A 14,868-nucleotide genomic window follows, 5' to 3' on the forward strand; every position below is an offset into this window, starting at 1 on the left:
ATAGCTTGAACATTTGTTGTGTGTGAGTTGTGTATAAGTAGGCTAGTTATACACAATTTATTTTATTCACAGTTTAATCGTCCAATTACTCGGGGTTAGGCTGACAGTTTTTCCACAATCGAAGAATTATTACCGCGTTTTGTGAGCTATTCTTTGGATAACTATTGAATATATCCACAACAGATGCTCAGCATTCGCCTTTTATCTGTGAGTAACTCTATTTTTGGATTGTGGAAAACTATTTACCGATACAGAAAGAGCCGAAAATCTTTCCAAGCAGGTCATCCGCTGAAACTTTACCGGTTATTTCACCTAACACCTGCTGTGTCTGCCTCAGATCTTCCGCCAGAAGTTCACCAGCACCTTGGGTATCTAACTGCCAAAGACCGGTGTTTAATAGCTCCTGTGCTTGTTCTAGAGCCTCCATATGGCGTCTACGCGCCATAAAAGCGCCTTCAGCATTGCCTTGATAGCCCATAATGGACTTTAGATGCTCCCGAAGCAGATCAATGCCTTGCTCATCTTTGGCTGAGAGTCTAATCAGTGTGTTTTCACCCTGTTGTTCAAGACTAGTACTCTCGTCTGTTAGGTCGATTTTATTGCGAACTAAGGTGACATGGCTCAGATCACCGTTGAGTTTTTCGACCATCTCAGGCCACAGCGTTTGTGGATCCGTTGTCTCTGAGTGGCTAGCATCCACGAGCATTAAGATACGATCAGCCGTTTTGATCTCCTGCCAAGCGCGATCAATACCGATCTGTTCGACTCGATCAGGTGCATCACGTAAGCCAGCGGTGTCGATAATGTGCAGTGGCATGCCATCAATGTGTATCTGCTCTCTCAAGACATCTCGTGTTGTCCCCTCAATGTCGGTGACAATTGCTGAATCACGCCCCGATAGCGCATTGAGCAGACTCGATTTTCCGGCATTAGGACGGCCAGCAATCACGACAGTCATACCCTCTCTCATTAAACTGCCTTGCTGCGCTTGGCTCTGAACCTGATTGAGTTGCTCAATAATGTTGACCAGATCACCACGCACTTTGCCGTCGCTTAAAAAGTCGATCTCTTCATCAGGGAAGTCGATGGCTGCTTCTACATAGATGCGTAGGTTGGTTAGCTGATCGACCAATTGATCAACTTCACGCGAAAAAGCGCCTTGCAGTGATTTTAACGCACAGCGAGCTGCCTGTTCTGAAGAGCTTTCAATCAGATCAGCAATGGCTTCAGCTTGAGTGAGATCGAGCTTATCGTTTAAAAATGCTCGTTCTGAGAATTCACCTGGTCTAGCCATGCGAGCACCTAGCTCAATGGCGCGGCGAATGATGAGATCGATGACAACGGGACCACCATGACATTGAAGTTCGGCAACATCTTCACCGGTGAAGCTATTGGGTCCAGGAAAAAGCAGGGCGATGCCTTCGTCGATCTGTTGATCAGTTTCATGAAAAGGGGTGTAGTGAGCGTAACGGGGTTTGGCTTTAAACCCGATAAATGCCTCTAAAATTTCAGCAGACTTAGGCCCTGAAAGACGAACAATCCCGACGCCCCCTTGGCCAGTGGCGGTTGCTTGTGCAACGATCGTATCTTTACTGCTGCTGATCATCTGAAGTCTTTCTCCAATCAATAAAAAGGGCTCCGAAGAGCCCTAGTGTGTCGCGTGGGGATTTAAGCTGCAAGTTGCTTATTTAGAATCACCCGCTTCGATCTGTTTGTTGATTACATACTGCTGTGCAATTGATAGGACGTTGTTCACCAACCAGTATAGAACCAGACCCGCTGGGAACCATAGGAAGAAGAAGGTGAAGACGATTGGAAGCATCTTCATGATCTTCGCCTGCATTGGATCTGGAGGCGTTGGGTTCAACAGCTGCTGAATGAACATGGTCGCACCCATCAAGATAGGCATGATGAAGTAAGGGTCCATTTGCGACAGGTCTTGGATGTAACCAATGAATGGCGCGTGACGGATCTCAACCGCTTCCATCAATACCCAGTAAAGTGCGATGAAGATCGGCATCTGAGCAACGATAGGAAGACATCCACCGAGAGGGTTGATCTTCTCTTTCGAGTAGAGCTTCATCATCTCTTGAGACATCTTCTGGCGATCATCACCGTATAGCTCTTTAAGACGAGCCATCTCTGGACCGAACTTGCGCATTTTTGCCATCGATTTGAACGCTTTAGCATTCAAGTGGAATAGGGCAGCTTTCACCAAAATCGTGACACAGATGATGGCAAGACCGTAGTTACCGACGATCGAGTAGAGCCACTTAAGAACCATGTAGATTGGTGAAGCGATGAAGAAGAGAATACCGAAGTCGATCGTAAGATCTAGGTTCGGAGCGATCTTCTCCAGCTGATCAGTATCTTTAGGACCCGCATACAGCGTTGCCGAGATCTGGCCTGTCTGGCCTGGAGCAACAACAGCAGAGGGTGCTAAGAAACCAGCAATGTAGTTACCGTTAAGCTGACGGGCCTGGTAGGTGTACTCCTGACCTGGATTAGGGATCCAAGCACTCATGAAGTAGTGCTGAATCATAGCAACCCAACCGTCTTGGCTCTTCTCGCTGTAACGGCCATCGTCGTCTATATCATCGAAGCTAACTTTGTTGTAGTTGTTCTCTTGAGTTGAGAACACTGGGCCTAAGTAAGACTGCATACCCATATCAGTAGTTTCTGAAGGGTCAGCACTACGATCACGCTTAAGTTGACCGAATAGAGTCGCTTGCCAGTTTGAGTCACTGTTGTTAGCAATCAGGTAGTCCATCGCAATGGCGTTGCTACCGCGTGTGAAGGTGAATCGCTTAGTAATGGCTACGCCGTTATCGACTAGGTTCAGATCTACAGCCAGTGTGTCGGCACTGCCCATGTCGTAGCTAGCTTCAGCGACAGAGTAGAGTGGACGCCCCTCTTTAGACGCATCTGGGCCATTAGGGCCAACTAAGCCTGATTGAGCAACATAGGTACGGTTAGCGTTCTGCTCAAGCAGAACCAAGGGATCTTCGCCTTCCAACGTCGCTTTATGATCGAGCAGTTTGACTTCAATGATGTCACCGCCACGTGGATCGATCAGAATGCCGAACTTATCAGTGGTTACACTGACCAGATCACCTGTTGCTGCAGCCAGTGTGGACGTTGCTGCACCTGCGGTTGGTAGATCAGCTTCAGCTGCTGGCGCTGCGCTTGGCAGGTCGTTACCTGCGGCTGGCTGGTACGCTGAAACTGATTCAGTTTGAGTTTGTTGTGCTGCGACGGGAGTGTTGTAATCAGCATTCCACTGGAGAACCAGCATGTATGAGATTAGACCGAGTGCGCCGAGTAGAATGACTCGCTGTATATCCATGGCGAATTAACCATTACCTTTATTTGAGGTTTGGGCTTTTAAAGCCTGCTTGTTTAAACGTTTCCAACTTTTCGCTATGAGCGCATGTAATTGCTCGTTTTCCAGCTCATCAATACCACGTCGAGATAAAACAACAATGTCGACATTAGGGAGCTGATGCTGGTTAAAACGAAAAGACTCGCGAATGATACGACGAACGCGGTTTCGATTCACGGCTCTGCGAATATTTTTTTTGGAAAAAACGAATCCGATGCGGGGATGATCAGATTGGGAGTGGCGGGCAAGAATCAGTAGATGAGTATCACTGACCTTAAAATCGGCTTTGTCGAATACCCTTTTGAAATCACCGCCAGTTAAAAGTCTTAACTGGCGAGGGTATTCGAACTCAGCCATTTGGCATTCAGCAAGTCCGCTTAATTATGCAGACAAGCTAGCGCGGCCGCGTGAACGACGACGAGCAAGCACTTTACGACCGTTTTTAGTAGCCATACGAGCACGGAAACCGTGGTTGCGCTTACGCTTTAGTACGCTTGGTTGAAATGTTCTTTTCATTGCCTTGTCCTATTACAAGTCATTTATACGTCACAGATGTTGTATGGACATCTGCCTAAAAATCGAGACGCAAAATTCTATAGAAATCGCTAAGCAGTTGCAAACCTTTTGTTTGCTATCCATAAAAAAACCAGCCCGAGAGCTGGTTTTTTATCAGCTAAACGAGCTATTAGCGCATTTTACGCTGCATGTAGCCGTCTAGAGGACCTTCTGAAACAGACATCCACTGGTTCTGGTCTTTCTGGAACGCAGCCATGCTGTCGTAGATGCGTTTGAAGTCTGGGTGTTCAGCAGAAAGCTCTTTGTAAGTTTCCTGTGCAGCTTCCCAAGCAGCATCCATTACGTCTTTCGGGAAGACCTTCATCTTAGTACCACCCGCTAGGATAGTCTTAAGTGCTTCTGGGTTCTTCGCATCGTAGAAGGCAGTTGTCTTAACGTTTGCACGCTCAGCTGCTGCTGCAACAATGTTCTGGTACTCAACTGGTAGAGCGTCGAACTTCTCTTTGTTGATGTAGACAGAAAGGTTTGGAGCCGCTTCCCACCAACCTGGAGTGTAGTAGTACTTAGCAACCTTGTTGAAGCCCATCTTCATGTCATCGAATGGACCAACCCATTCAGCTGCATCGATAGTGCCTTTCTCTAGTGATGGGAAGATATCGCCACCCGGGATAGACTGAGGCACAACGCCTAGCTTCTCGATGATCTTACCGCCCATACCACCGATACGCATCTTTAGACCCTGAAGATCGTCTAGTGATTTAACTTCTTTGTTGTACCAACCACCCATCTGTACACCCGTGTTACCTGATGGGAATGGAACGATGTTCGATTTAGCGAAAAGCTCTTTGATCATTTCGCCGCCACCACCGAAGTTGTACCAAGCTTGGAACTGACGGTAGTTAAGGCCGAAAGGAACGGTTGTATCTAGAGCGAATGCTGGGTTTTTACCGAAGTAGTAGTATGACGCTGTGTGACCTGCTTCGATCGTACCGTCTGATACTGCGTCAAAGATCTGCATAGTGCCTACGATTTCGCCCGCAGGGAATACACGAATCTTGAATTTACCGTTGGTCATCTTCTCTACTTCTTCAGCGAAGTAGACACCGCCCATGTAGAAGCCGATACCTGGAGGTACAGCCGACTGTAGGCGCCAGTTAAGTTCTGGAAGCTCAGCAGCTGAAGCTGCAGTTGCTGCTGAAACGGCTGCTGCTAGTACAGCACCTTTAAACAGATCTCTACGTTTCATGATATTTCCTTGTGTTTGCCTTTTCGGCGTTTATTGTTAGTTAGGACACAGCTAATACTAGCTATAACCAGCCACCATGCAAGAGTATTAATTATTTGCCTGAATCAACCTGCTACTTTGGTCTAACTAATCAGGTGATCTGGTAGGACCAGTTAACCCTTAAATTTCTCTTTGATGGTTCAAACATGGCCATTTAATAGGCTTTTCGATCTGAAATTAAGACTTAAGTCTATATCTATCGTTTGTTCTGGTATGACCAGTTGCAACCTCTTCTTGTACCACACTTGAAAACCGGTCACACTGCGAGGCTATAACAAATAGATCAGAGAGCGTGTTTAAGGAATGAAAGCTTTACTGAAATTCTCAGCGGGCATTGATGCAATCAATGGCTGGGTTGGCAACTACATTAAATGGTTAATTCTTGCAGCGGTATTGGTCAGTGCAGGTAACGCAACAACTCGTTATCTGTTCAGTATCGCGTCTAATGCAATGCTGGAGTTGCAGTGGTACCTGTACGCTGCTGTGTTTACGGCGGCAGCGGGCTATGTGCTTAAACTAAATGAGCACGTACGCATCGATGTGGTGAGTCAGCGCATCTCACCAAGAGCCCGCAACTGGATTGACGTTATTGGTCTGCTCTTCTGTGTGATGCCGGTCAGCCTCTACATCTGCCTACAATCCATTCCCAATCTTTTAGAGACCTATGCTAACCAAGAGGTGAGTCAAAATGCGGGTGGCCTGCTGCGTTGGCCAGTGCGTGCAATGATTCCTCTCGGTTTTGGTTTGTTATTCATCCAAGCATTCAGCGAATTGATTAAGCGCTGGGCTTTTCTAAAAGGCTATATCGAAGATCCGCTGAGTAAAGGTGGTCACGTAAACATGGACGACGAGCAGGAGACGGCGTAAATGGAATTTCTAGCGGATAACATCGCGCCGATTATGTTCGGCACTCTGATCATCTTCCTTCTATCGGGCTTCCCAGTTGCGTTTAGTTTGGCAGCTAACGGCATTCTGTTTGCGATCATTGGTCATGAGCTTGGTCTATTGGATTGGGTGCTGCTTCAGGCAATACCTGAACGTATCTACGGCATTATGCAGAACGACACTTTGCTGGCGATTCCGTTCTTCACCTTCATGGGGATTATCCTGCAACGCTCAGGCATGGCAGAGGACCTGCTTGAATCGGCAGGGCAGTTGTTTGGGCGAGTACCGGGTGGTCTTGGTTATGCTGTCATTCTTGTCGGTGCGCTCCTCGCGGCAACGACGGGTGTTGTGGCAGCATCGGTGATTTCAATGGGCCTTATCTCCTTGCCGGTTATGATGCGATACCGTTATCACTACCCGACAGCGGCGGGTCTTCTGACCAGTGCCGGCTCGCTGGCACAGATCATCCCACCTTCACTGGTGTTGATCGTACTGGCCGATGTGCTTTCACTGTCAGTTAAAGATGCTTACATGGGTGCTATGCTACCGGCGGCAATGGTTGTGAGCTTCTTACTTCTATACATGTTCGCATTGTCGATCTTCAAACCGGCGATGGTTCCACCACTGCCAGCAGAGGCGCGTACTCTTCAGGGCACCAAGCTGATGGTGTCGGTTCTGACCGCGATGCTGCCACCGATCATTTTGATCTTCTTGGTATTGGGAACCATCTTCGTTGGTTGGGCAACACCGACCGAGGGTGGGGCAATGGGTGCTGTGGGGGCTCTATTGCTCTCGATCATCCGTCGTCGTCTGACGCTGGAGGTTATCAAAGGGGCTCTGGACTCAACGGCCAAACTGTCGACCTTCGTCATGTTTATTTTGGTTGGTTCATCTATCTTTGCTCTATCCTTCCGAGCAGTAAACGGTGACCTATGGATTGAGCACCTGTTTAGCTTTATCCCTGGTGGTGAGCTTGGCTTTGTTCTATTTGTCAGCTTATTGGTATTCGTACTCGGCTTCTTTATCGACTTCTTCGAGATAGCATTCATCTTGATGCCACTAATTGGCCCGGTTGCGGCAAACATGGACATCAACATGGTGTGGTTCCTCGTCGTGGTTGGATTGAACATGTCGATGTCGTTCTTAACACCTCCCTTTGGCTTTGCACTCTTCTACCTGCGAAGTGTGGCTCCAAAGAGCGATTACAAGGATGAGATTACCGGTCGTTTGGTACATGGCATGAAGACCATGGAGATCTACCGAGGGGCTATTCCATTCATCCTGATTATGCTGACATCACTGGCGTTGATCATCATCTTCCCAGAGATAGTGACCTACAATCTTGATGCACCTTTGGATGTTGATCTGGATACGATAGAGATCACTATCGATGGTATGGGTGGTGGTGACGACCCATGGGGCGCTGACGCGTCGGACCCATGGGCTGAGTAATACTATCTACGTTGAAAAGGCTGCTTCGGCAGCCTTTTTTGTGCCTGTTTTTACGTTGATTGTCAGTTTTTTGTGAATAAGTCTGTTTATAACTTATGAAAAAGCTGTCATTTAGTTGTTAAGTTCTGGAAAAAGTCGGATATAGGTCAAAGGTTGTGAGGGCTTGTAACCTATTGATTTAAAAACCTTGCAGCTATTTATCTGAAAATTCTGTGGATAATTGCACCCATTGGGGATAAGATTCAACCATACTTCTAAAAACCCACTGGGACTCAACAAATGTTTCAAGATCTATGGCAACAATGCCTAGAAACGCTAAAAGATGAACTGCCGTCACAGCAGTACAACACTTGGGTTCGCCCATTGCGTTTGGATCTAGAGACCGAGTCGCACATTGTTCTACTGGCCCCAAACCGTTTCGTAAAGGATTGGGTCGCGGATAAGTTCGTTACCCGCTTTCAAGATGTCGTTGAACGCTTGAGTGGTGAATCTGCGCCACTTATCGAAATAAGCATAGCAGGGTCCGTTGCCTCACCCGTCACTCGTACTCGACCAGAAGTGGCTCGAGCAAAGCCAATGCGTGTTGAGGCTCAAGAGTCCCAAGCTGAATTCACGTCGACCTCTATTGTTGCCCCCTCTACTGATATTATTCAGCCTGAGCTTGAGGTTCAGCCAGAGGTGATGGAGCGAACGGTGCAGGTCGAGGGTGGTTTGCGCCATCAGACCAGTTTAAACCCCAGCTTTACGTTCGAATCCTTTGTTCAAGGTAAATCAAACCAGCTAGCCTCTGCTGCGGCTCAACAGGTGGCCGATAACCCGGGTGGTGGTTACAACCCACTCTTTATTTATGGTGGTGTCGGCTTAGGTAAAACTCACTTGATGCATGCTGTGGGTGCAGAAATGCTTAAGCGTAATCCCAACGCTAAGATTGTCTACCTGCACTCAGAGCGCTTCGTAGCCGATATGGTTAAAGCACTTCAGCTGAATGCGATTAATGACTTTAAGCGCTACTACCGCTCGGTCGATGCACTGTTGATCGATGACATTCAGTTCTTTGCCAACAAGGATCGCTCGCAAGAGGAGTTCTTCCACACCTTTAATGCGCTACTTGAAGGTGGCCAGCAGATGATCTTGACCAGTGATCGCTATCCTAAAGAGATCGGTGGCATGGAAGAGCGCTTGAAGTCTCGTTTTGGTTGGGGTCTAACCGTGGCTATTGAGCCGCCAGAACTTGAGACGCGCGTCGCTATTCTTATGAAAAAGGCGCACGAAGCGCGAATTAAGCTTCCAGATGATGCCGCCTTCTTCCTTGCACAGAAGATTCGTAGTAATGTCCGAGAGTTAGAAGGTGCTTTGAAGCGAGTTATAGCGAACGCTCACTTCACTGGTAGTCCGATCACCACGACCTTTGTCAAAGAGTCGCTGAAGGATCTACTGGCATTACAGGACAAACAGGTTAGTATTGATAACATTCAGCGAGTGGTGTCTGAGTACTATAAGATCCGTGTAGCCGATCTTCACTCAAAACGCCGCAGTCGCTCAGTCGCTCGTCCAAGACAAGTTGCTATGTCTTTGTCTAAGGAGCTTACTAACCACAGCCTACCAGAGATAGGCAACGCATTTGGCGGTCGAGATCACACCACGGTCTTGCACGCGACACGAAAAATTAAAGAGTTGCGTGACAGCAATGCTGAGATCGCAGAAGATTACAAAAACCTGCTTCGTCATTTGACGACCTAACTGACAGACTGAGATAGGAATACGCATGAGATTCGTCATCACTCGTGAGGCTTTGATTAAACCACTACAGCTTGTTGCCGGCGTGGTTGAACGCAGACAGACACTGCCTGTGCTCTCGAACATTCTGATGGTGGCTGAGGGTGATCAACTTTCACTAACCGGTACCGATCTCGAAGTCGAGTTGGTAGGGCGCGTGCAGCTTCAAGAGCCGGCACAACCAGGTTCAGTGACCGTTCCAGCACGCAAGCTGATGGATATCTGTAAATCGCTCTCTGATGACGCTCGTATCGAGATGGAGTTGAGCGGTCAGAAGATGATCATCAAGTCGGGTCGTTCTAAGTTCTCACTAACAACCTTGGCGGCGTCTGAATTCCCGAATGTTGAAGATAGCCCACAAGCCTTCGAGTTAAGCTTGCCACAGTCAGAACTGCGTCAGTTGATCGAAAAGACAGGCTTCTCTATGGCGCAACAGGATGTCCGTTATTACCTAAATGGCATGCTACTGGAAGTAAGTGAAGACTCACTTCGTTCGGTTGCGACCGATGGTCACCGTCTGGCTACTTCGGCTTCTGCAGCGGATGTGCCAGCGGGTGGTGCGCATCAGATCATCGTGCCTCGTAAAGGTATTCTTGAGCTAGCTCGATTACTCCAAGGTGGTGACTCACCGGTTACACTGGTTATTGGTGCATCACACATTCGTGCCAATGTCGGTGACTACACCTTCACGTCGAAGCTGGTTGATGGCAAGTTCCCTGACTACCAACGAGTGATCCCTAAAAACGGTGACAAGGTCGTTCTTGGTGATCGCCAAGAGCTGCGTCAGGTATTCCAGCGTATTGCGATTCTATCGAACGAGAAATATCGAGGTGTGCGTCTGACGCTCAGCGATGGCTACCTTAAAGTGACGGCAAATAACCCAGAGCAGGAAGAGGCAGAAGAGACTGTAGCTGTTGAGTACGAAGGTCCTTCGATCGATATCGGTTTCAACGTTAACTATCTGCTCGATGTACTCTCTATTCTTGGTTCCGATGTGGTTCGTTTCACCTTAGCTGATGCAAACAGCAGTGCGCTGATTCAAGGCTTCGATGATCCAAACTCAACCTACGTCATCATGCCAATGCGCATGTAATTAACGCTTCAATAGAGGCCGTCCCTAGGGCGGCCTTTTCTGTTTATGCGCATCAAGCGACTACAACTCTCTAATCTTCGATCCATTCAATCCCTGGCCTTTGATGCGTCAGCGGATATCAACATCATTCACGGTCAAAACGGCAGCGGTAAGACCAGTATTCTGGAAGGTCTTCACTTCTTGTCTGTGGCTCGCTCATTCAGAACTCACCAGAGCCGATATGTCATCTCTGAGGGCCAACAACAACTGACCTGTTTTGCGAAGATTGAAGGTGAATCTGACGCCGGTGGCCTAGGTGTTGAACGCACCCAGCAGGGTGATGTGCGTGCCCGTTTCAGAGGTGAAGAGATCGACTTAACGGCCCTTGCTGGCTTAGTGCCGATGCAGGTGATCGACTCTGAAAGTTTTACGCTTTTGGATGGTTCACCGTCTGTTAGACGACAATTTATCGATTGGGGCGGATTTCACCATTCTGCGGGGTTTATTTCCGTCTGGAGAGGCTTTCAAAGAGCGTTAAAACAAAGGAATTCACTGCTAAAACGTGGTAGTATTGATCGGTCGTTACGCGAGGTTTGGGATAGAGAGTTTATCCTTCACGCAGAACGACTTACAGAGCTTCGAAGCGCTTATGTTGATGCCCTTTTACCGCACTTTACAGGCATTGCTGAGCAGCTGGTTCGAGAGGTCGTTACGGATCTACGTTTTAGCCCAGGTTGGGACAGAGATCAGGATCTGCAGACTCTGTTAAATGAGAGTTTTGAACGTGATATGCGTCAGGGATTTACCTCCCTTGGGCCACAGCGTGCTGACCTTAAATTCAGGGTTGGAAGTCGCAGTGCCGCTGAGCACTTATCACGAGGCCAGAAGAAATTGGTCGTTAGTGCACTTAAACTTGCGCAGGGTCAGCTCTACGAGGCTACCCGAGGTCACTCCTGTATCTACTTGATCGATGACCTCCCTGCTGAGTTAGATAAAGAGCACCTGGCAACGTTTTGCTCGTTCTTGAAACAGAGCAACAGCCAAAGTTTTGTAACCTGTGTTGAGCCAAGCTCAATGCTAGAGGTATGGGGCGCAACTACTGACGGCGCCCTATTGAACGTCGATTCAGGTCAGTTAACTGCAAAGCAGACATTTGGAGAGATCTATGAGTGAGTCAAACCAAGATTACGATTCGTCCAGTATTAAGGTTCTTAAAGGCCTTGATGCCGTGCGCAAGCGCCCAGGGATGTATATCGGTGATACCGACGACGGTAGTGGTTTGCATCACATGGTGTTCGAGCTGGTCGACAACGGCATCGATGAGGCACTCGCAGGTTTCTGTAGTGAGGTGGGCGTAACGATCCATGCTGATGAGAGTATTACCGTCAGTGATAATGGTCGCGGCATTCCGACGGATATCCACGAAGAGGAGGGTGTCTCTGCGGCCGAGGTTATCATGACCGTCCTCCATGCCGGTGGTAAGTTCGATGACAACACCTATAAAGTCTCAGGTGGTCTTCACGGTGTTGGTGTGTCGGTGGTAAACGCCCTGTCGACTGAGTTGCGTTTGACCATTCGTCGTGCCGGTCAGGTTCACGAGCAGGTTTACAACCACGGTGTGCCAGCAGAGCCTTTAAAAGTGATCGGTGAAACCGATACCAGTGGTACGATCGTGCGCTTCTGGCCTAGCCCTGAAACCTTCACCAATATCGAGTTCCAGTACGATATTCTTGCTAAACGCCTTCGTGAGCTGTCATTCCTTAACTCAGGTGTTCGTATTCGTCTTAAAGATGAGCGCTCTGGTCGTGAAGAGATCTTTGAATACGAAGGAGGTCTAGCAGCCTTTGTTGATTTCCTTAACCAGAACAAGTCGCCTATTAACAGTATCTTCCACTTCAATGCGATACATGAAAATGGTGTCGGCGTTGAGGTCTCTCTACAGTGGAATGACTCCTTCCAAGAGTCGATTCACTGTTTTGCCAACAACATCCCACAGCGTGATGGTGGTACCCACTTATCGGGCTTCCGCGCCTCTTTGACACGTGGTTTGAACAGCTACATTGATTCTGAGTCGTTAAACAAAAAAGGCAATGTCAGCACCAGTGGCGATGACAGTCGTGAAGGTCTAACGGCGATCATCTCTGTTAAAGTGCCAGATCCTAAATTCTCTTCACAGACCAAAGATAAGCTGGTTTCGTCTGAAGTTAAAACAGCAGTTGAGCAGTTGATGGCAGAGCACTTCAATAACTACCTGCTAGAGAACCCATCTGAAGCGAAAGCGGTTGTGCAGAAGATGATGGATGCGGCACGTGCGCGTGAAGCTGCGCGTAAAGCACGCGAGATGACGCGTCGTAAAGGTGTGTTGGATATCGCTGGTCTACCGGGTAAATTGGCAGACTGCCAAGAGAAAGATCCGGCACTCTCTGAACTCTATTTGGTGGAGGGTGACTCGGCGGGTGGTTCTGCAAAGCAGGGCCGTGATCGTCGAACTCAAGCCATTCTTCCGCTTAAAGGTAAGATTCTTAACGTTGAGAAAGCGCGATTCGATAAGATGCTAACCTCAGCTGAAGTCGGCACTCTGATTACTGCGCTGGGTTGTGGTATCGGTCGCGATGAGTTCAACGTTGAAAAACTTCGTTACCACAGCATCATTATCATGACCGATGCTGACGTCGATGGATCTCACATTCGTACCCTTCTATTGACCTTCTTCTTCCGTCAAATGCCAGAGTTGATTGAGCGTGGCTACATCTACATTGCTCAGCCACCACTGTATAAAGTGAAGAAGGGCAAGCAAGAGCAGTACCTGAAAGATGATGAAGCGATGGATATGTACTTGCTTCAAGGTGCTTTGGAAGGTACTTCACTCTATCCTGCTGAAGATGCGCCTGCTATCACTGGTGCAGCGCTTGAGACGCTATTTGGTCGCTACCGTAAGGTGATGGCGATGATCAACCGTCTCTCTCGAATCTATCCAAGCCAGGCTTTGATGCAGTCACTCTATGTTCCGCGTTTGGCGGCCGATTCGCTGGGTGATAAAGCGGCGGTAGAGGGTTGGGCTAAAGAGCTACAAGCTAAGCTTGATTCTATTGTTACGTCGGGTTCAGAAGTCTACACAGTGGATGTTGAGTACGACCAAGAGCACAGCTCTTATGTGCCGGTTGTTAACGTATTGCTTCACGGTATTACGAATGCGTTTCGTTTTGAGGCTGACTTCTTCCGCTCTAAAGATTACGACTTGATCGTTGATCTTGGGGCTGAGCTTTCTGGCCTGTTAGCGGATGGTGCTTACCTTCAGCGTGGTGAGCGTCGAATGGATGTGACTGAGTTGGGTGAAGGTATTGAGTGGTTGATGGGTCTTGCGCGCCGCGGCAGTAACATTCAGCGCTACAAAGGATTGGGCGAGATGAACCCTGATCAGCTCTGGGAGACAACCATGGATCCTGATGCGCGTCGTATGCTTAAAGTGACCATCGAAGACGCTATCTCTGCCGATCAGCTGTTTACGACACTGATGGGTGATGAAGTTGAACCTCGTCGTGACTTTATCGAGTCCAACGCACTGAATGTCTCTAACCTAGATGTTTGATGTCTAGTGTTTTAGAGAAAGGGCGCCTATAGGCGCCTTTTTTATTTGTTTCACGTGAAACAAAAATATGCTCTATTACTAGGGTTAAGCTAATAAAACTAAGGAAACGCGTAATGGCTAAATATTATGAACACCCTACACAATATACAGATGAGGAGTGGGAGGCTAGGGTTCAGCTTGCGGGTGTCTATCGAGTGTTTGCTTACTTAGGCTGGGATGAGTCAATCTATAACCATCTATCCCTTCGTGTGCCTGGCAAAGAAGATCACTTCCTCATTAACCCTTTTGGTCTTCATTACTCAGAGGTAACAGCGTCAAACTTAGTTAAAGTTGATATAGAAGGAAATATTATTGGCCATTCTGACTGGCCAATCAATCCTGCGGGTTTTACTTTTCATGGGCAGATACATAAACAGGTTGAGGGCGGCCATTGTGTTATGCATGTTCATACGACCCCAACACTTGCTGTCTGCTGCCTTGAGGATGGGCTTAGTTTTAGCAATTTCTATTCAGCACAGTTATACGGAAAGATTGCCTATCATGACTTCGAAGGGATAACCGTTCATGCAGACGAGGGTGAGCGAATTCTAGAAAGTGCTGGTGATAAGCAGGTTCTGCTTTTAAGAAATCATGGTCCAGTGGTTATAGGTGAAACATTAGCGCAGGCCTTTGCATTAATGTGGCTTGTTAATAGAGCCTGTGAAGCTCAGTTAGCATCAATGTCGATGGGTAAGGTTAAAGAGATTCCAATTCCAGTGTTGGAAAAGTGTGTAAGGGATTCGCTCAATTTCAATCCTAAATATGGGGCAGGTGAGGATGCATTGGCAGCTATGATTCGAATAGTAGAGCGACAAGATCCATCGTTTAAACGATGATGTTTCACGTGAAACAGGCAATAAAAAACCCGAGCT

General features: G+C 47.9%; 12 protein-coding genes. 7 read left to right on the forward strand and 5 right to left on the reverse strand.

Annotated elements, in window-relative coordinates:
* Positions 1–238: 238 nt before the first annotated feature.
* The 5 genes from mnmE to XMG59_RS09665 all read right to left on the reverse strand — a co-directional run bounded on the left by mnmE (position 239) and on the right by XMG59_RS09665 (position 5,144).
* On the reverse strand, positions 239–1,606 hold the full coding sequence (gene mnmE, locus XMG59_RS09645) for a tRNA uridine-5-carboxymethylaminomethyl(34) synthesis GTPase MnmE (protein WP_173482164.1): 1,368 nt from the start codon (positions 1,604–1,606) through the stop codon (positions 239–241).
* A gap of 78 nt (positions 1,607–1,684) precedes the next feature.
* Positions 1,685–3,346: a membrane protein insertase YidC gene (gene yidC, locus XMG59_RS09650; protein WP_173482165.1), complete on the reverse strand. Its 1,662-nt coding sequence runs from the start codon at positions 3,344–3,346 to the stop codon at positions 1,685–1,687.
* A 6-nt stretch (positions 3,347–3,352) separates the two neighbouring features.
* Entirely contained in the window at positions 3,353–3,739 is a 387-nt protein-coding gene (rnpA, locus tag XMG59_RS09655; protein ID WP_173482166.1) for a ribonuclease P protein component, read from the reverse strand.
* 24 nt (positions 3,740–3,763) lie between these two features.
* Entirely contained in the window at positions 3,764–3,898 is a 135-nt protein-coding gene (gene rpmH / locus XMG59_RS09660) for a 50S ribosomal protein L34 (RefSeq protein ID WP_173482167.1), read from the reverse strand.
* A gap of 169 nt (positions 3,899–4,067) precedes the next feature.
* A complete protein-coding gene (locus tag XMG59_RS09665) occupies positions 4,068–5,144 on the reverse strand; it encodes a TRAP transporter substrate-binding protein (RefSeq protein WP_173482168.1) in 1,077 nt (358 codons plus the stop codon).
* 342 nt (positions 5,145–5,486) lie between these two features.
* Between XMG59_RS09665 and XMG59_RS09670 the strand changes: the two genes are divergently transcribed.
* The 7 genes from XMG59_RS09670 (at position 5,487) to XMG59_RS09700 (ending at position 14,832) form a co-directional block, all read left to right on the forward strand.
* Positions 5,487–6,050 (forward strand): TRAP transporter small permease subunit, encoded by a 564-nt coding sequence (locus tag XMG59_RS09670; protein WP_173482169.1) that lies wholly within the window; start codon positions 5,487–5,489, stop codon positions 6,048–6,050.
* Positions 6,051–7,520 (forward strand): TRAP transporter large permease subunit, encoded by a 1,470-nt coding sequence (locus XMG59_RS09675; protein WP_173482170.1) that lies wholly within the window; start codon positions 6,051–6,053, stop codon positions 7,518–7,520.
* A 279-nt stretch (positions 7,521–7,799) separates the two neighbouring features.
* Positions 7,800–9,260 carry a chromosomal replication initiator protein DnaA gene (gene dnaA, locus XMG59_RS09680; RefSeq protein ID WP_173482171.1) on the forward strand — a complete coding sequence of 487 codons (1,461 nt, stop codon included), beginning with the start codon at positions 7,800–7,802 and terminating at the stop codon, positions 9,258–9,260.
* A gap of 25 nt (positions 9,261–9,285) precedes the next feature.
* Positions 9,286–10,389, forward strand: a complete 1,104-nt coding sequence (gene dnaN / locus XMG59_RS09685; protein WP_173482172.1) for a DNA polymerase III subunit beta — start codon at positions 9,286–9,288, stop codon at positions 10,387–10,389.
* A 45-nt stretch (positions 10,390–10,434) separates the two neighbouring features.
* Positions 10,435–11,541, forward strand: a complete 1,107-nt coding sequence (gene recF / locus XMG59_RS09690; protein WP_173498606.1) for a DNA replication/repair protein RecF — start codon at positions 10,435–10,437, stop codon at positions 11,539–11,541.
* Positions 11,534–13,957, forward strand: coding sequence for a DNA topoisomerase (ATP-hydrolyzing) subunit B (gene gyrB / locus XMG59_RS09695; protein ID WP_173498607.1), 2,424 nt, complete (start codon positions 11,534–11,536; stop codon positions 13,955–13,957). The genes recF and gyrB overlap by 8 nt, the downstream gene beginning before the upstream one ends.
* A gap of 113 nt (positions 13,958–14,070) precedes the next feature.
* Positions 14,071–14,832, forward strand: coding sequence for a class II aldolase/adducin family protein (locus XMG59_RS09700; RefSeq protein ID WP_173498608.1), 762 nt, complete (start codon positions 14,071–14,073; stop codon positions 14,830–14,832).
* The last annotated feature ends 36 nt before the right edge of the window (positions 14,833–14,868 follow it).

Source organism: Marinobacterium sp. xm-g-59 (assembly GCF_013283315.1).
Lineage (GTDB): Bacteria > Pseudomonadota > Gammaproteobacteria > Pseudomonadales > Balneatricaceae > Marinobacterium_E.